Source organism: Trinickia sp. EG282A (assembly GCF_040965455.1).
GTDB classification, from domain to species: Bacteria; Pseudomonadota; Gammaproteobacteria; order Burkholderiales; family Burkholderiaceae; genus Trinickia; species Trinickia symbiotica.
Genome location: NZ_JBFRCC010000001.1, coordinates 1,296,007 through 1,314,090 on the forward strand (window position 1 = coordinate 1,296,007; position 18,084 = coordinate 1,314,090).

Here is an 18,084-nt window from a genome sequence, read left to right on the forward strand (position 1 = left end):
TCGATGTTTCTCGGAGAAAGCTGATGAAATGGTTCGGCCAGCGCAACGGGACGGCGCCGACGAAGGAAGAAAGTCACCAGGACGCGCTCATCGCGAGTGTCTCGACGTTGCGAGAACAGGCCGACGAGCTCGAGCGGGAGAACGCCGCACTCATCGTTCGGCTCGATGCGGTCGAGCGCGCGATGCGTTGCGGGTGGTGGGAGATTCATCTGCACGACGATGCAGTACCCGTCGGCCGGGCTTTAAGCTCGTGGTCCGAACGGTTTTGCGAGCTGTTGGGATACGGCGGGGGCGAGCTCGGGCCCGCTTTCGATGCGTGGCTTGCTTGCGTGCATCCCGACGATCAGCCCGCGTTGTCGAACGCGCTGCGGCGGGCGGCGCGCGGCGGTGCCGATGCGGCGGCGACGGTGGCGCACCGTGCCAAGCATCGGCGCGGCGGCTATCGATGGTACGAGATGCACATCGCCGGGCGCTACGAGTGGCCCGGCGATGGGCACACGCCGCACGGCGTCACGATCGTCGGCACGCTTACCGATACCGAAGAAGCCGCGCGACACCAGCGCGAACTCGAGAAGGTACGCGCCCGCTTCGAACTATCGCGGGAACTGCTGGTCGACGGCATATGGGATGTCGAGATCATTGCGGGCGATCCGCTCAATCCAAAGAACGTCCTGTGGTGGTCGGATCAGGTCAGGCGGCTGCTCGGCTTTTCGACGGTCGAGGAGTTTCCCGATGTCGCGGAGAGCTGGACATCCCGGCTTCATCCGGACGATGCCGAACAAGCGGGGAAAGCCTTCATCGAGCATTTGTCCGATCGCTCCGGGCGTACCGGTTATGACGTCGAATATCGGCTGCGTTGCAAGAACGACGAATACCGCTGGGTCCGATCGCGCGGCCAGACGCTTCGCGATGAGCGCGGTTTGCCGTTGCGGACAGTGGGTGTCATGACGGACATCCATGCGTCGAAGATTGCGCAACAGCTTGCCGCCGCGGAGGAGGCGCTGAAGGCAAGCATGCTCGAAAGCATCAAGGAGATCGGCGAAATCGTGTCCACGATACGCGACATCGCGCGCCAGACGAACCTCGTTGCGCTGAACGCAGCCGTCGAAGCAGCGCGAGCCGGCGCGTCGGGCCGGGGCTTCTCGGTGATCGCGGGCGAGGTTCGGCTGCTATCCACCCGTACGCGCGAGGCGACCGAAGCAGCCATGAAAATCCAGTCGGAGCTCGATCGCCGACAACGTGCCCGGTCAAATTCGAGTCAGTCCACTCACGCGGCGGCAAGGAATTCGAAGAGTGCGTTGTTGTCGCAGTAACTCACGTTGAACCGCAGCCAGGGAGTTGGCGCTTCGTGGTGAGTGAAAAGATGCCCTGGCGCCAGATAGATGTCCTTGTCGAGCGCACGGCTCGAAAGGGTGCGTGAGTCTTCGTAACGCGGATGTCGGGCCCATACGAAGATTCCCTCCGGGGTCTGGTTGAACATGACCAGGCCCGCCTCGGCGAGTTTTTGCCGCGCGCTGCATTGCGCGTTAGCAAGCTGCTCACGTAAGCCTTTCAGATGCTTGCGATGGCGTCCGTCGATGAGCACCTGGTAGACGATGCGCTCGCCTATCTCGGAGCTCGTCAAGCCCATTGCCATTTTCAATTGCGCCAGGTCCTCGATGAGGTCCGGATGCGCAGCGATGTACCCGACGCGCAGGCTCGGTGATATGGTCTTCGAGAAACTGCCGACGTAGATCACGCGTTCGAGCTGATCGAGGCTCGCGAGCGGTCGGCGCGCCGACGCGTCGATGTCGGCGCAGACGTCGTCCTCGACGATGAGGAAGTCATGCTTGGCCGCGAGTTGCAGGACCTTATGCGCCGTGGCGGGCGAACAGGAGATCCCGGTCGGGTTGTGAAGGCGCGGATTCGTGAAGTACGCTTTCGGCTGATGCTTTGCGAGTAGTTCCGTGAAGGTGGCGAGGTCCGGTCCGGTCGGTGTCAGCGGCACTCCGACGATATCGACTCCGATCCGCTTCAGATGCGCGAAGAGCAGGCTGTAGCCGGGAGAGTCGACGAACACGGTGTCGCCGGGCTTGATCAGATGATGAATGAGCAGGCTCAGCGCATGCGCGGCACCGCTCGTCATGAGCACCTGTTCCGGTGGGCAATATATCTCCTGCTGATTGAGACAATCGGAGATCTTCCACCGCAGCGGCAAGTAGCCTTTCGGTATGCCGTAGCCGGTCATCGAGCCTGCCGAATTCAGTGCCATGTTCCGGAGGGTGCGGCGCAATCCTTCCTCGTCGAGCCAACGCGGCGGCAGCCAGCCACACCCTGGATTGATTTCGGCCGAATGGTTTTGCCATATCCGGTTCAGCATCCAGAGAGAGTCGAAAGAGGTATTCTCGTTGGCAACCGTCTCGGGGTTCAGATAAGACGCGTGCTGGAAGCTTCGGACGAAAAACCCGGAGTTCTGGCGCGGAACGAGAGACCCGTCGGCGACGAGACGGTCATAGGCGTCGACAACGGTTGAGACGCTGACGCCATGCGATTCGGCGAAGCTGCGAATCGAAGGCACCTTCATGCCGGATTGGAGCTTGCCTTCCGCAATCAACCGATGAAAATGCTCAATGATCCTTTGCGTCAGGGACTTTGTCGGGTCAGCAGACAACGAAAGCACGGTACCGATCCTCTACTTTGCTGTAACTGAGCTTGGCTGTAGTGGTGAGTCTGACGGGCAGCGCTCGTGAAGGCACGGCGCACGCCTGGTCTCCATGACGATGGCCGCCAATGCCGCTACTTTACGAAGCTGAAAAGAATCGGGCTTGTCCGTGAGCGTCCAAACTTTTGGACAAGGGCGGCTTTGGCCGCTGAACGCCGACTATTGGTAGTCGATGGGCGCCAAGCCGGCGTCCTGTCGAAAGACGCGGCTGAAATAAGCCGGATCGGAGAATCCGACGATCATGGCGATTTGCGTCACGCTGAGTCTGTTTTGCCTTCTATTGGCGAGGAGCCGTTTCGCTTCGGTCAGTCGCCGGCTTCGAATGACTGCCGTCAGCGTTTCTCCATTCTCGGAGAAAATCTTCTGCAGATACCGCTCCGACACGCCGATCGCGCTCGCGACGTCTGCGGGCTGTAATGCAGGATCGGAAAACCGTTGCTCGATGAATCTCATCGCGCGAAGCCTGTGACCGCTACGGACTGACGTCTCGTTCGGGCTCGATCTTTCATCGGTGAGCGCGAGTATCAGCAGGTCGAGCAGCTGCTGCTCGATCCGCGCATTGATCTCCGCCGGCAACGCAGGCGCATGCCTGAAGTAGGACGCGGCGAAATCGAGAAAGAGCGCCGTACAGGGCTGGTTGGCGGAAGCGAGCGTCGCGACGCAGTCATCGACGCCAGGCAACCTCGAGCGCAGCGATCGGCACGGGATACGCAGCGTCCGTAAGCAGAGGTGCTCCGGATTCTCGAACAGATAGGCCTCGGCACCGTTGACGATCGTGAAGTTTCCCGGTTCGACGAAAGCCTCTCGGCCGCGCTGAGTGATCAGCACCGGGCTCAGTTGCGGCATTTCGATGACGTAAAACTCGTCGGCTTCCGCATTCGCATGTGAGCGATGGCGCTGCGTCACCATCGGATCGCAGTACAACGTGCACGCGCGGATTCCGCCCGCATCGATTCTCTCGATCGATCCGCCACGAAAATCCGGCCCGATCTTGACGTCCATCGGGAAGTAATTGATCTCGATGATGTCGGCCCACTCGTGAGCGGTGCGTTCGCGCTGTAGATAAGCCGGCACTTCATAGGTGCAAGTCTGCCGGACAACCGGTGCGATCGGCGTTGGCTTGCCGGTCTGATTCCGCATGCTCGCGTACCCCTTACGACGGACTGATCACTGCAGGTCTGCGGAGCAGCAAGAGGTGATGTCTTGACGCCAATAAAGCAGCTGCGGCCTGACTCTACATCGCCGAAATAGCCTGAGCAACAAGGGTATTCGCCGGATATCGAATGAAGCGTTTACCGAAGCGAGCGAAAACTCGAGGCTGGTGTGCTGCTCCCGATGGCCGCACAGTGCGCGAGTGCGGGCGCTCGGATGTATCTGGTGGCTGGAATTTGCGACTCTTACTCTCGGATACCGCGGTCTCGGACTCGGCCATGCGAGCCCATTTGCGGATTCGTCTTGCAATGCGAACGTTGATGAAAGGACACAGCCGAATGGCCTCGAAGCTTGACCCCCACCTACATCTAGCCGGAACGGTCGAAGAAGCGGTCGCTGCTTTGCGCGACTATGGCGACGGCGGCGCGCCGCTGGCCGGTGCAACGTGGATTATGCGGGCGCCGATTCGTCGAGAAACGCTCAAGAGGGCGTATGTATCGCTCGCCGCGATCGACGAGCTCAGGGCCATCAGGAGCACGGACCGAGAGTTCAGCATCGGCGCGTGCGTGACTCATGATCAGTTGGTATTGCAGTTCGCCGCCATACCAGGCTTCCGGGCGTTGACCGACGCGGCCGGCAAATCGGCGAACCCCGCCGTGCGCGGCGCCGCGACGATCGGCGGCAACCTGTCCGCGACCGATTTTGCCGCGGCCGATCTTGTGCCAGCGTTGATGAGTCTTTCTGCCGAGGTCGAACTGGCATCCGAGAACGGATCGAAACGGATGTCGATGGAAGCGTTCCTCGAGACGAGGGCGTCGCTCGAGCCGGGCACCATCGTCCGCTGTGTCTCGATACCGAAGCGCGCGTATCGTTCGGCGCATGCGAGGCTCCCGTTGCGCAAGGCCGGAGATTACCCCGTTGCAATCGTCAGCGTCGCGCTGGACGTCGCTTCCAACGGGTCTGTGAGCAACGCGATGGTCGCGGTCGGCTCCGTTGAAGACAAAGCACGGAGATGGTTCGAGTTGGAGAGTGAACTCGTCGGACGCCCGTTGGATGCGCAGCACTCGAAGCTGCTCGCCACGCGCCACGCGCAGGTCTTCAAAGGCCGAGAGGGTGTGGAAGCGCCGGGCTGGTACCGCCTGCAAGTGCTGCCGACGCTTCTTTCTCGCGCCGTCGCCGACATCCAGACACAACTTCGGACCTAACGCGGGAGGACAAATTGGCGATTTCCTTAAAGGTCAATGGCGAATCATGCACGGCGCGCGGCGGCTCGCTTACGCCGCTCATCGATGTGCTGCGAGACGAACTTTATCTGACCGGGGTCAAGCCGGTATGCCGGGAAGGCTTTTGCGGCGCATGCACGGTGCTCGTCGACGGCAAGCCGACGGCCTCGTGTCTGACGCCGATCGGGGCGCTCGGCGAGCGGGAAGTCGTGACGGTCGAATCGCTGGCCGCAGGCGGGCAGCTATCCGCGCTGCAGGCGGCGCTCGAAGAACACGATGCCGTGCAGTGCGGAATGTGCTTTCCCGGCATGGTGATGGCGCTCACCGGCGTGTTGGCGCGTCTGCCTGGCGCCACGCGTGAGGAGATTCGATCAGCGTTGAGTGGAAACATATGCCGGTGCACAGGCTACGAGCGCATCATCGACGCAGCCGTGTCGCTCGCGGCGGCCAAATAGGGGATCTCCGATATGTCAGACCCGACAACCGCGGTGTCGAACCTCCCTAGGCGCGATGCCCGAGACAAATTGCAGGGCCGCACGCAGTATACGATCGACCGGGTACGCCCCGGGATGCTGCATGGCTTCGTACTGCGCTCGACAGTCGCGTCGGCGCGTATCACAGGCATCGACCTGACGCGCGCCCGCACGATGCCAGGCGTGCGCGCGATCGTGACCGGCGAGGACGCGCCGAACCGTCACGGCATTGGCATCGCCGACGAGCAATTGTTCGCCACGGACCAAATTCGCTTTCTCGGAGAGCCGATTGCGGCGGTCGCCGCGGACACGCTCGAGCAGGCGCGCGACGCCGCCGAAGCCATCATCGTGCAATGGGAGCCATTGCCCGCCGTGCTGACGATGGAAGAAGCGCTGGCCGATGACGCGCCCCTTGTCCACCCGAATTGGAAGGACTACGAAGTACTTTTCGAGGGCAGCGAGCGCGCCGGCAACATCGCCTGGGAAGCGACCGTCGTTCGCGGCGATACGGAGGCCGCTTTTGCGCGTCCCGACGTTCGCATCGTCGACACGACGTTCCGTGTGGGCCGCCAGAACCATCTGTCGTTCGAGCCGCGCGCAGTGGTGGCAAGCTACGAGGACGGGCGTTTCCATATTGAAACGTCGACGCAGGTTCCATGGACGGTCCGCAATACGACGGCGCGCGTGCTGGGCGTTCCCCCGAGCCAGGTTCGCGTGACGGTGCCGCCCGTGGGTGGCGCGTTCGGTCTCAAGTTCGACTGCGCGCTCGAGCCGTTCGCGGCATTGCTTGCTCGTGTGACTGGAAGACCCGTGCGCATCGTCAACACCCGTCAAGAGGAGATGCAGATCTGCTTGTGCCGCGAGAACGCAGAGATACGGATCCGGTCCGCCGTGACGCGCGAAGGAGAGATCGTTGGACGCGAGGCGGTCGTGCTGATGGATTGCGGCGCGTACGGCGGAGAGCAGATCTTCCTGACGACGATGACCGCGCACACGCTCGGCGGAAATTATCGGCTCCGTTCCGTGCGGATCTCCACGCGTGCCGTCTATACGAACACGCCGCCCAACGGCGCGTTCCGCGCCTGCAACGGCGTGTACAACACCTTTGCGCTCGAGCGTCACACCGACGAGATTTGCGCCGAGATCGGCATGGACCGCTTCGGATTTCGCCGGCGCAACGTGCTCGGCAATGGCGATCTCGGATCGACAGGGCAGGTCTTCCAGGGCGATGTCCTGGGTCCTATGCTCGACAAGATGTCGAACGTCATCAAGGATCGGGGCTCGAAGCGTCATCTGGCCGATGGTCGTCTCTATGGACGCGCGACGGTGGTCGGCACATGGTTCATCTTCGTCGGCCCTTCGGCGGCAACGGTCAACGTCAATGCCGACGGCAGCGCGACGCTCGTCACATCCGGCGTCGAGATCGGATCGGGATCGATGATGCAATCGCTTCCGCAGATCGTCGCACATACGCTTGGGATCAAGCCCGAAAACGTCATCGTACGCGCGGCCGATACCGATGCGGCCGGATATGATGTCGGTATCGGCGGAGGCCGGCAAACTGTCGCCCTCGGCGCTGCCAGCCTCGCGGCAAGCGTCGAGGTTCGCAAGAAGCTGCTCGACGTCGCCTCGGAGATGCTCGAGGTGGGTGCCGATGACCTGGTTCTTCGGAACGGGCGAGTCGAGATCGTCGGCGCAAACGGTTCGGGTGTCACCCTCTCGAAAGTGGTGGAGCACGCGCACAAAACCGTTGGGCCGCTAGCCGGCACCGGCTCGTTCACGAAGCCGGGCGTCGCGGCAATGCCCGGCTGCGCGGCGGGGCATTTCATCGATGCGATCGATATTCCCGTCTTCGCCGTTCACGATTGCGAGATCGCCGTGGACGCCGACACCGGACATGTCGAACTACTCTCGTATACGGTCGTTCAGGATGTTGGGCGCGCACTCAATCCTCGTGCGATCGCCGGCCAGATCCAGGGCGGTGTGGTACAAGGCCTCGGGTATGCGCTCCATGAGGAGATCACGCTCGACGAGCAAGGGCGTGTTCGCCAGAACGGGCTCGATACATTCCGTGTCCCGCTTGCGCAGGATGTTGTGCCGGTGGACATCCACCTCCACGAAGGTGCGCCTTCGATCGGACCGTTGGGTGTCAAGGGGGCCGGCGAGGTTCCAATCCTCAATGTGGCCGCCGCTATCGCTTGCGCGGTTTCGGATGCCACGGGCAAGAGCGTTTACGAATTGCCGTTGACGCCGCCGCGTGTGCTCCAGATGATGCTCGAAGAGGATTCCCAGCCACGCTTTCCGCACATTCGCGAAGCATGGTCCGACAACGTCCTCGCTAAACCCAAATGTGCGTAGCCACGGCTCGAGACATGCGCATCGATCCACAAGAAGGGGCCGATGAAAGTTGCGACGCGACGATCGGCGCGGGTTTTCCTACGATTGACAGCGTGGCCGATGGGCTCCGCAGTGTCGGCTACCACGCGACTCGGCGGCTCGCTACCGCGGTTTTTTTGGCGCTGAGGATGAATCGCCCGCTGCTGCTCGAGGGCGAGCCCGGTGTGGGCAAGACGGAGCTCGCCAAGGCACTCGCGAAGATGCTGCGGCGCAGCCTGGTTCGGCTGCAATGTCATGACGGGATCGAGCAGCGCCAAGCCGTTTATGAATGGAACTACGCCGCGCAGTTGCTGCATATTCGCGCAGCGGAGGCGGCCGGCGAGGGGGGCGAGAGCGAATCGGCGGTGTACGACACACGATACCTTTTACGGCGCCCGCTGCTGCAGGCGCTGCTGACGCCGGCGCCTGGCGCTGTCTTGCTCATCGATGAAATCGATCGTGCCGACGAGCCGTTCGAAGCCTTTGTGCTCGAATATCTCGGCGAATACCAGGTCACGATTCCCGAACTGGGTACGATCAGGGCGGGGGTACCGCCGATCACGATCCTCACCGGCAATCGAACGCGAGATCTTGGGGAAGCCGTCAAGCGCCGCTGCCTTTATCAATGGATCGATCACCCGGACGCCCAGCGCGAGCTGTCGATCATCCTCGAACAGGTTCCCAAGACGAGCCAAGCCCTCGGCGAGCAGATCTCCGCGTTCGCCCGCCGTTTGCGGGAAGGGGCAGCGGATGTGGATTTCCATCGCGTCCCGGGCGTCGCCGAGACGGTAGAGTGGGCTCGCGCGCTGAACGTGCTCGGCATCTCCGAACTCGATCCGGACACCGTCGCGGAAACGGCCGGCGTGCTTTTCAAAGACCCCGATGACCTCGATGCGTTGACGCCCGAGCGCGCGGCAGGCCTTCTTCGAGCGAGCACGGCATTCGAGCAATGAGCGAAGCACGCGTCTCGAAGCCGGGCGCGTCCTCCCACATCGCGTTTTTGCGGCACGTCGTCGCGTTCGCGCGCGCGTTGAGGACGGCGGGCATTCGTGTCGGTTCATCGAAGATCGCTCTCGCCCTGGAGGCGGTTTCGCTCGTGGGCATCGATACGCGCGAAGACGTCTGTGCGGCGCTCGAATGCCTGTTGATTTGCCGCGACGCGGACCGGTTCGTTTTTCACGCGCTTTTCGACGCTTGGTTCGATGCGGGTGCATCGCACGGTCAGCCCGTTGCGCAAGAGGTGTTCCAGGAAGCCGTGGGCTCGGCCGCAACGCAGGAGCGCCGACGAGTCCGAGACGCGGCCCCACAATGGCCGCGTGCGAGAACAGCGCCCACCGTGGAGTACCGCATCCGATTCGGCGGCCCTCTGACGGCGAGCGACAAGGAACGGCTCAGATTTTCTGATTTCGGTACGCTCGACGCGCTCGAGTATCGCGAGGTGCAGCGGGTGGCTCGCAGCATTGCCGTGGCACTTCCGAGCGCGAAGGCGAGACGTCATCAAGCGACGCTCGGCTCCGCGAGCTCGAGTCCAATCGATTGGCCGCGTGCGCTGCGCGAAGGCGTGCATACCGGCGGTGAGCTGATTCGCCTACCGAGAGCAAGGCGTCGGCGGCAACGGCTTCCATTGCTAGCCCTCGTCGATGTCTCCGGTTCCATGGAGCGCTACGCGCGGATGTGGCTTACATTCTTGCATATGGCCATACCGCTCGATGGCAGGCGCGATGTGTTTGCGTTCGGCACGCATATCACCGATTTGAAGCGATGTTTCGAGTGCGGCGACGTCGATGAGATGCTGACGCGCGCGAATGCGGCGATCGACGACTTCGCGGGCGGTACGCGTATCGGAGGTTCGCTCGCCCAATTGCGGCGGCGCTACGGGCACCGGTTCGTCGGCGGGCGTACCGTCGTGGTGATCATCACCGACGGGCTGGAGACGGGCAACCCAGACGTGCTGCACGACGAGTTGAGCTGGCTCAAACGCCGTGCGCGCTGTCTGCTATGGCTCAATCCCATGATGCGCTTCGAGGAATACGCACCGGTCGCCCGCGGAGCGAGCGCACTTCATCGATATGCGGACACGATGCTTGCGGCCCACAACCTTCATAGGCTCGAAGAAGCCGCGGCGCATCTCGCGCGATTGCTGGCATCGGCATGAAGACGTCGCTCACGTCTTGGCAAGCGCGGCATGTGCGGCCGAGCGTCTGCGGACGATTCAGGTTGACAATTATTATCGAGGCCGCCGCGAGCCGGACTGAGCCACGTGCGCGAGCGGCGCGCCACATCACACAATATTACAAGCGGCCTTCGTGTTAACGAACGAAATGCGCCGTAATGAATCGTTGCCGCCGTTTTCCTGACTTTTCGATAAAGTCGAGCCTGCATTCCGCTTGCCACGGCGAACCGTCGCGGCGCTCAACTATTTGGCTCGCCCTATGCAGGAATTGAACGAAGTCGGTCAAACCGTCTCGAACCCGGTCAACCGTTCGCGTCGCTGGCGCTCGGTCGCGGTGCTGCTGCTCTTCGCGCTCGTCGTCGCCATCATCGTCTATCACGTGACGCATCGAGGCGCAGCGCGCACGGGCACGCCGGCGCAAGTCGTCACGGTCGCGCCCGCGACGCTCGGGGACATGCCCGAAACGCTCGCCGAGCTCGGCACAGTCACGCCGGTCGCGACCGTGACGGTGCTACCCCAATTGAGCGGCTATCTGACGGCCGTCGCATACAAGGAAGGTCAGGACGTCGAAAAAGGGCAATTGCTTGTACAGATCGATCCGCGCCAGTACGAGATCGACAAGCAGCAGGCCGAGGCACAGCTCGCGAAGGATCAGGCGGCGCTCGGACAAGCGCGCTCCGACCTTGCGCGCTACGCGGAGCTCAACGCCAGGAAATCGATCGCGCAGCAGACTTACGTCGACGAGCAGTTCACGGTGCAGCAAAACGAGGCCGCCGTGAGGGCCGACAAGGCCAGCATCGCGCAATACGAGCTCGATCTGGCCTATTGCCGGATCACATCCCCGATTTCGGGGCGCGTCGGTCTGCGTCTCGTCGATCCAGGCAACTACGTGACGGCGTCGAGCTCGACGGGCGTCGCCGTCGTGACGCAAATGAAGCCGACGACGGTCGAATTCACAGTGCCGCAGGACTCGCTAGGCTCGGTGCTCGAGCGCATGCAGTCAGGCGCGAAGCTGCCCGTCACCGTCTATGGCAGCAACGACAACAAGCAGATCGCGACGGGCACGCTCTACGCCATCAGCAATCAGGTGGCGACGAGCACGGGTACCGTCACGCTGCGCGCGATGTTCGCGAACGACGACGAAAAGCTCTACCCGAACGAGTTCGTCAACGTGAAGCTGCTGGTCGATACTTTGCACAATGCCGTGCTCGTGCCCACGCCGGCCGTTCAAACCGGCGCGCCGGGCACGTATGTCTATATCGTCAATGCGGACGATACGGTCTCCGTGCACAAAGTGACGACAGGGCCGACCGACGGACGGTACACGGCCATCCTCTCGGGTCTTTCGCAAGGCGAGCGGGTCGTCACCGACGGCATGGACCGATTGAGCGACGGCGCCAAGATACGCGTCGCCGGTGCCGGTGCAGGTGCCGCTGGCGCGCGCGGCGCGGCGGCGTCGAGCGGGGCCAGCGCGGCCAGCGGGGCGCATGCGCACCATCGCTCGAGCGATGATGAAACTCGAGCGTCCTGAACGAAGGCCTACGACCCGATGAGTCTTTCCCGTCCGTTCATTCTCCGGCCGGTAGCCACGTCGCTGCTGATGATCGCCCTCGTGCTCATCGGCATTGTGGCGGTGCGCTATCTGCCGGTTTCGTCGTTGCCGAACGTCGATTACCCCACGATTCAGGTCCATACGTCATACCCGGGCGCGAGCCCCGACGTGATGGCGACCACGGTGACGGCCCCGCTCGAAGTGCAGCTCGGCGAGATCCCGGGCTTGCAGCAAATGACGTCGTACAGCTCGGACGGCTCGTCGATCATCACGCTGCAATTCGATCTTTCGTTGAGCCTCGATGTGGCCGAGCAGGACGTCCAGCAGGCGATCAACGCGGCGAACAGTTACTTGCCGAGCGGCTTGCCCGCGCCGCCGACGTACGCCAAGGTCAATCCCGCGGACCGGCCGATCCTCACGTTGGCCGTTACGTCGAAGTCGATGTCGCTGACTCAGCTTCAGGACTATGCGAACAATCGGCTCGGCACGAAGATCTCTGAAGTGCCCGGGGTGGGCCTGGTCACGACGGCGGGCGGGAATGTGCCGGCAGTTCGCGTCGAAGCCGACCCGAAGAAGCTCGCCGCCTACAACCTCAATCTCGATGACCTGCGCACGCTGCTCGCGAACGTCAACGTGAGTCAGCCGAAGGGCAACTTCGACGGACCCGAGCTCGACTATACGATCAACGACAACGATCAGATCGCGGATCCGAAGGACTACCTCGACACCGTCATTGCGTATCAGAACGGCTCGCCTGTCTATCTGCACGATGTGGCGCGCGTGACCTCGGCGGCGCAGGACGTGGCGCAGGGAGCGACCTATAACCGTGCGCCGGCCATTATTCTGAACGTGCAGCGCCAGCCGGGGGCCAATGTCATCAAGACGGTCGATCAGATCATGAAGCAGCTTCCGGCGCTCGAATCGACGCTGCCGGCGGGCATGAAGGTCACGGTCGTCTCGGATAGCACGGGGATCATTCGCGCTTCGGTGCGCGACGCGGCGCTCGAGCTGGTCCTCGCCGTCGTGCTCGTCGTGGCCGTCATCTTCGTCTTCCTGCGCAACGTGCCGGCGACGATCATTCCGAGCATCTCCGTGCCCGTCTCGCTCATCGGCACGCTCGCGGCGATGTACGAGCTCCATTACTCGATCGACAATCTCTCGCTGATGGCGCTCATCATCGCGACGGGCTTTGTCGTAGACGACTCGATCGTGATGATCGAGAACGTAGTCCGCTACCTCGAGGAGGGCGACAGTCCGCTGCAGGCGGCGCTCAAAGGGGCAGGGCAGATCGGGTTCACGATTCTGTCGCTGACCGTATCGCTGATCGCGGTGCTGATTCCGCTCCTGTTCATGGGCGGCGTGATTGGGCGCCTATTCAGCGAATTCGCCGTGACGCTGGCCGTAACGGTCGTGCTGTCGGCCGTGGTCTCACTGACCGTTGTGCCGATGCTCTGCGCACGGATTCTGCGCGCGCAGGCGGAGCGGCATCCGAGCCGCTTCGAGCGTGTGAGCGAGCGCCTGTTCGATAAGACGCTCGCCGCCTATGAGCGCGGGCTGCGCTGGGTGCTCGATCATCAGCGGCTGACGCTCGCGGTCGCGGGCGCGACGGTAGCACTCACGGTGCTGCTCTATGTCGTCGTCGCGAAGGGGCTCTTCCCCGTGCAGGATGTCGGCGTCATTCAAGGGATCAGCGTGGCCGACAACGCGGTCTCGTACAAGGCGATGGTCGAGCGCCAATCGGCGCTGGCTGACGTCATTCTGCGCGATCCTGACGTGACTTCGCTGACCTCATACGTCGGCATCGACGGCACGAACGTGACGCTCAACAATGCGCGCTTTCTGATCAACCTGAAGCCCATCGACGAGCGTTCCGATAGCGCCGAAGCCATCGCAAGGCGGCTGCGGCGCGAAGTGGAAAACGTGCCCGGCATCAAGCTCTACGTGCAGCCCGAACAGGATCTGACGCTCGATACGACGATCTCCCCGAATCAGTATCGCTTCGTTTTACGCGGGCCGAGCCAGGCCGTGCTCGCTAAGTACGTCCCCCAACTCGTGGACCGCATGAAGCGGATCGATTCGATCGTCGACGTGACGAGCGATCTCAACAACGATGGGCTCGGCATCGATGTGGAGGTCAATCGGCAGCTCGCCGCGCGCTACGGCATCACGCCCGCGACGATCGACAATGCGCTCTACGACGCGCTCGGGCAGCGCATCGTCTCGACGATCTTCCAACAGTCCGATCAATACCGCGTCATTCTTGTCGCGAAGCCCGAAGCGATTCCCGACGTGCAGTCGCTCGGCAACCTCTATGTGCCGACGCAGACGGGATCGAGCGGTCAGGTGCCGCTCTCGGGAATCGCGACGATCAAGATCGTGAAGTCGCCGCTTGTGATCAGCCACCTTGCGCAGTTCCCCGCCGTGACGATCTCGTTCAATCTTGCCGACGGCGCATCGTTGAGCACGGCCGTGCGTCAGATCGAAGATGCGCAAAACGCCGTCGGCCTGCCGGCGTCGATCACGGCATCGTTCCAGGGTGCCGCGCAGGCGTTCGAGGATTCGCTCTCGAGTGAAATCTATCTGATCGTCGCGGCGATCGTGGCCGTCTACATCGTGCTCGGCGTGCTCTACGAGAGCTTCGTCCATCCCGTGACGATCCTCTCTACACTGCCCTCGGCCGGCATCGGCGCGCTGCTTGCCCTGATGATCGCGGGCAAGGATCTCGACGTCATTGGAATCATCGGCATCGTGCTGCTGATCGGTATCGTCAAGAAGAACGCGATCATGATCGTCGACTTCGCGCTTGCGGCAGAGCGCGATGAGGGCAAGTCGCCGAGAGAAGCGATCTTCGAAGCGTCTTTGCTGCGCTTTCGACCGATCCTGATGACGACGATGGCCGCGATGCTCGGCGCGTTGCCGATGCTCGTCGGCACGGGCACGGGCTCGGAGCTGCGCCGGCCCCTCGGCCTCGCAATCATCGGCGGGCTGACGGTGAGCCAGGTGCTGACGCTTTTCACGACACCGGTCATCTATCTCTTCTTCGACCGGCTGGCCCGTCGCTTCGGGCGCAGGCCCAGCACCGCGGCGGGCGGGGAGCTGCCGTCGTGAACCTGCCGGGGCTTTTCATTCGCCGACCCGTCGCGACGACGCTCGTCGCGGTCGCCATCGTTTTGTCGGGCATGCTCGCCTATTTCAAGCTGCCTGTGGCGCCGCTGCCGAACGTCACGTTTCCCGTGATCGTCGTGCAGGCGCAGATGGCGGGCGCGAGCCCGGAGATCATGGCGACGACCGTGGCCGAGCCGCTCGAACGCAGGCTCGGAACGATCGCGGGCGTGAACGAGCTCACCTCGATCAGCTACGTGGGGATGTCGCAAATCATCGTCCAGTTCGCGCTCGATCGCGACATCAATGGTGCCGCGCGAGATGTCGAGGCGGCGATGCAAGCCGCGCGCGCCGATCTGCCGACGACGCTGCGCGCGAACCCGACCTACCGCAAATATAATCCGGCCGACGCGCCGATCATGGTGCTGGCGCTGACGTCGGATACGTTGACCAAGGCCCAACTCTACGACGCCGCCGATTCGGTCCTTCAACAGCAACTTTCGCAAGTGAGCGGCGTCGGCGAGATCACGCTCGGCGGCGGCGCGCTGCCTTCCGTGCGCGTCGAACTCGATCCGGGCAAGCTCAATAGCTATGGCATCGGGCTCGAGGACGTCCGCGCCGCGATCGGCGCCGCCAATGCCGATAGCGCAAAAGGGCATCTCGACGTCGAAGGCGAACGCTACGAAGTGCTCTCGAACGATCAGATCACGAAAGCCGCGCCGTATCGGGACGTCGTGATCGCCTATCGAAACGGCGCGCCCGTCATGCTTCATGACGTCGCGTCCGTCATCGATTCGAACGAAAACATCCGCAACGTCGGGCTCTATAACGGCAAGTCGGCCGTCATCGCCATTCTCTATCCGCTGCCCGGCAGCAACATCGTCAACACGGTCGGGCAGATCCACAAGATTCTGCCGTCGATCGAGGCGACGCTGCCGAAAGGCGTCGATGTCGATGTCGCGCTCGACCATTCCGAGTCGGTGAAAGCATCCGTGGCCGATACGCAGCGCACGCTTTTCATCGCCGTGCTGCTCGTCGTCGGCGTCGTATTCGTCTTCCTGCGCTCGCCGCGCGCGACGCTCGTGCCCGCGGTCGCCTTGCCATTGTCGATCGTCGGCACGTTCGGCCCGATGTACCTGCTTGGCTACAGCATCGACAATCTCTCGTTGATGGCGCTGACGATCGGCACGGGCTTCGTCGTCGACGATGCCGTCGTCGTGCTCGAGAACGTCGTCAGGTATCTCGAGCTGGGGTTGAGCCCGAGAGAGGCAGCGATGCGCGGCAGCGCCGAAGTGAGCTTCACGGTGATCTCGATGAGCCTCTCGCTGATCGCCGTCTTCCTGCCGATTCTGCTGATGCCCGGCATCGTCGGCCTGCTGTTTCACGAGTTCGCGGTGACGCTTTCCATTGCGATCCTCGTCTCGCTCGTGGTCTCGCTGACCGTGACGCCGGCGATGTGCGCCTACGTGCTGAGCCGCGAGAACGCCTCGCATTCGACGAGCCGCTGGGCGAGTTGGACGGAGGCGCAGTTCGAACGGTTCAAAGCGGCTTACTCGCGCTCGCTTTACCTGGCGCTCGATCACTCGTTCATCGTGGTGCTGATCCTCTTGGGCTTGCTGGTCGCGAATGTGTTCCTCGCGAAGCTGCTCCCTTCGACGTTTTTTCCCGAGCAGGACAACGGCGTTCTGATGGGCCAGATCATCGCCGACCAGAGCATTTCGTTCCCCGCAATGGCGAAGAAGCTTGCGCAGCTGCAGGCGATCGTTAAGAAGGACCCGGCCGTAGCGTCAGTCGCGGGCTTCGCCGGAGGCCGCGCGCTGAATACGGCGATGGTGTTTATCGAGTTGAAGCCGCTCAACGAGCGGCATGCCTCCGCTCAACAGGTCGTCAATCGATTGCGGCCGAAGCTCAATCAGGTGTCGGGCGCACGGCTCTTTCTGCAGGCGCAGCAGGATTTGCGCATCGGCGGCAGGCAATCGGCGGCCGAGTATCAATACACGCTGACGAGCGACAACACGCAAGCCGTGTTCGAGTGGACGCCGAAGCTCGTCGATGCACTGCGCAAGTACCCGCAACTGCAGGACGTCAACTCCGACCTGCAGCAAAACGGCCTGCAAACCTTCATCAACATCAACCGTGCCACGGCGATGCGGTACGGCTTTCAGCCCAATCAAGTCGACAATACGCTCTACGATGCTTTCGGTCAGCGCACCGTATCGACCATCTATAACCCGCTCAATCAGTATTTTGTCGTCATGGAGGTGGCGCCCCAGTACTGGCAGTACCCGCAGACGCTCAATCAGATCTTCTTGAGCAAAGCGGCGGGTAACGCGAGCGGAACGGCGCAAACGCAAATGTCGTCGGGCACGGTCTCCGCGGTTTCCTCGTACTCGGCCGTGTCGAGCACGAGCAGCTCGACGGGCTCGATGGCCCCGACCTCAGGCACGAACTCGCTGAACGCGAACGCCGAAGCCAACGCGACAACGAACAGCATCGCCAACAGCAAGGGCGGCGGCTCGACAGGCAGCGCGGACAGCACCGCGGCCGAAACGATGGTACCGCTGCCGGCCTTCATGACCTTTACGAACAGCCATACTGCGACGCAAGTCAACCATCAAAGCGGGCTCGTGGCCGCGACGATATCGTTCAACCTGCCGCCGAACGGGTCGCTGAGCCAGGCGGCGGTGGCGATTCGCGACGCTACCGAGAACATTGGCATGCCCGCCTCGGTGCACGGCGCGTTCGCGGGCGCGGCTCAAGCGTATTCGCAATCGATGGGCACCGTGCCGCTGCTGATTCTTGCCGCGCTCGGCGTCGTCTACATCGTGCTCGGCATCCTCTACGAGAACACGATCCATCCGCTCACGATCCTGTCGACGCTCCCGTCGGCCGGCATTGGGGCCACGCTCGCGCTGCTGATCTTCGGTACGCCGTTTTCCGTGATCGCGCTGATCGGCATCATTCTGCTCATCGGCATCGTCAAAAAGAACGGCATCATGATGGTCGATGTGGCGATCCAGCTTCAGCGCCAGCAAGGCCGCGATACGAGGCAGGCGATTCATGAAGCCGCCGTGATGCGTCTGCGGCCAATCCTCATGACGACGGCCGCCGCCGTGCTCGGCGCCGTACCGCTCGCGGTCGGGATCGGGCAGGGCGCGTCGTTGCGCCAGCCGCTCGGCGTCACCGTGATGGGCGGCCTACTGCTATCGCAGGTGTTCACGCTTTATACGACCCCCGTCATCTACCTCTACCTCGACCGCTTGCGTGCAAGGCTCGCAAGATGGTCCTCACGTCTCCCGTGGAATCGCACCACACCCGACACGGCGGCATAA

The 18,084-nt window shown here is 62.8% G+C and carries 11 protein-coding genes; 9 read left to right on the top strand and 2 right to left on the bottom strand.

Annotated elements, in window-relative coordinates; genetic code table 11:
* Positions 1-23: 23 nt before the first annotated feature.
* Positions 24-1,313: a PAS domain-containing protein gene (locus AB4Y31_RS05975; protein ID WP_368673108.1), complete on the top strand. Its 1,290-nt coding sequence runs from the start codon at positions 24-26 to the stop codon at positions 1,311-1,313.
* On the opposite strand, the gene AB4Y31_RS05980 is transcribed toward AB4Y31_RS05975, so the two are convergent.
* Together AB4Y31_RS05980 and AB4Y31_RS05985 are read right to left on the bottom strand one after the other, a co-directional pair.
* On the bottom strand, positions 1,268-2,659 hold the full coding sequence (locus AB4Y31_RS05980) for a PLP-dependent aminotransferase family protein (protein ID WP_368673109.1): 1,392 nt from the start codon (positions 2,657-2,659) through the stop codon (positions 1,268-1,270). The two genes, AB4Y31_RS05975 and AB4Y31_RS05980, sit on opposite strands and share 46 nt — an antisense overlap.
* A gap of 201 nt (positions 2,660-2,860) precedes the next feature.
* Complete coding sequence (locus tag AB4Y31_RS05985; protein ID WP_368673110.1) at positions 2,861-3,841, bottom strand: AraC family transcriptional regulator; 981 nt, start codon at positions 3,839-3,841, stop codon at positions 2,861-2,863.
* A gap of 350 nt (positions 3,842-4,191) precedes the next feature.
* Between AB4Y31_RS05985 and AB4Y31_RS05990 the strand changes: the two genes are divergently transcribed.
* The 8 genes from AB4Y31_RS05990 (at position 4,192) to AB4Y31_RS06025 (ending at position 18,084) form a co-directional block, all read left to right on the top strand.
* Positions 4,192-5,058 (top strand): xanthine dehydrogenase family protein subunit M, encoded by an 867-nt coding sequence (locus tag AB4Y31_RS05990; RefSeq protein ID WP_368673111.1) that lies wholly within the window; start codon positions 4,192-4,194, stop codon positions 5,056-5,058.
* A gap of 14 nt (positions 5,059-5,072) precedes the next feature.
* The gene (locus AB4Y31_RS05995) at positions 5,073-5,531 is read left to right on the top strand and encodes a (2Fe-2S)-binding protein (RefSeq protein WP_368673112.1); all 459 of its coding nucleotides are present in this window, start codon (positions 5,073-5,075) and stop codon (positions 5,529-5,531) included.
* A gap of 12 nt (positions 5,532-5,543) precedes the next feature.
* Positions 5,544-7,907: a xanthine dehydrogenase family protein molybdopterin-binding subunit gene (locus AB4Y31_RS06000; RefSeq protein ID WP_368673113.1), complete on the top strand. Its 2,364-nt coding sequence runs from the start codon at positions 5,544-5,546 to the stop codon at positions 7,905-7,907.
* 14 nt (positions 7,908-7,921) lie between these two features.
* Entirely contained in the window at positions 7,922-8,878 is a 957-nt protein-coding gene (locus tag AB4Y31_RS06005; RefSeq protein WP_368673114.1) for an AAA family ATPase, read from the top strand.
* Entirely contained in the window at positions 8,875-10,080 is a 1,206-nt protein-coding gene (locus tag AB4Y31_RS06010; RefSeq protein WP_368673115.1) for a VWA domain-containing protein, read from the top strand. The genes AB4Y31_RS06005 and AB4Y31_RS06010 overlap by 4 nt, the downstream gene beginning before the upstream one ends.
* A 277-nt stretch (positions 10,081-10,357) precedes the next feature.
* Positions 10,358-11,629 carry an efflux RND transporter periplasmic adaptor subunit gene (locus AB4Y31_RS06015; protein ID WP_368673116.1) on the top strand — a complete coding sequence of 424 codons (1,272 nt, stop codon included), beginning with the start codon at positions 10,358-10,360 and terminating at the stop codon, positions 11,627-11,629.
* Between the two features lie 18 nt (positions 11,630-11,647).
* Positions 11,648-14,758, top strand: coding sequence for an efflux RND transporter permease subunit (locus AB4Y31_RS06020; RefSeq protein ID WP_368673117.1), 3,111 nt, complete (start codon positions 11,648-11,650; stop codon positions 14,756-14,758).
* Positions 14,755-18,084 carry an efflux RND transporter permease subunit gene (locus AB4Y31_RS06025; RefSeq protein ID WP_368673118.1) on the top strand — a complete coding sequence of 1,110 codons (3,330 nt, stop codon included), beginning with the start codon at positions 14,755-14,757 and terminating at the stop codon, positions 18,082-18,084. The genes AB4Y31_RS06020 and AB4Y31_RS06025 overlap by 4 nt, the downstream gene beginning before the upstream one ends.

What these genes read in the sequence shown, in the direction of transcription:
- AB4Y31_RS05975 (WP_368673108.1), top strand. Translation starts at nt 24, where the DNA reads ATGAAATGGTTCGGCCAGCGCAACGGGACGGCGCCGACGAAGGAAGAA.
- AB4Y31_RS05985 (WP_368673110.1), bottom strand. Translation starts at nt 3,841, where the DNA reads ATGCGGAATCAGACCGGCAAGCCAACGCCGATCGCACCGGTTGTCCGG.
- AB4Y31_RS05990 (WP_368673111.1), top strand. Translation starts at nt 4,192, where the DNA reads ATGGCCTCGAAGCTTGACCCCCACCTACATCTAGCCGGAACGGTCGAA.
- AB4Y31_RS06000 (WP_368673113.1), top strand. Translation starts at nt 5,544, where the DNA reads ATGTCAGACCCGACAACCGCGGTGTCGAACCTCCCTAGGCGCGATGCC.
- AB4Y31_RS06005 (WP_368673114.1), top strand. Translation starts at nt 7,922, where the DNA reads ATGCGCATCGATCCACAAGAAGGGGCCGATGAAAGTTGCGACGCGACG.
- AB4Y31_RS06010 (WP_368673115.1), top strand. Translation starts at nt 8,875, where the DNA reads ATGAGCGAAGCACGCGTCTCGAAGCCGGGCGCGTCCTCCCACATCGCG.
- AB4Y31_RS06015 (WP_368673116.1), top strand. Translation starts at nt 10,358, where the DNA reads ATGCAGGAATTGAACGAAGTCGGTCAAACCGTCTCGAACCCGGTCAAC.
- AB4Y31_RS06020 (WP_368673117.1), top strand. Translation starts at nt 11,648, where the DNA reads ATGAGTCTTTCCCGTCCGTTCATTCTCCGGCCGGTAGCCACGTCGCTG.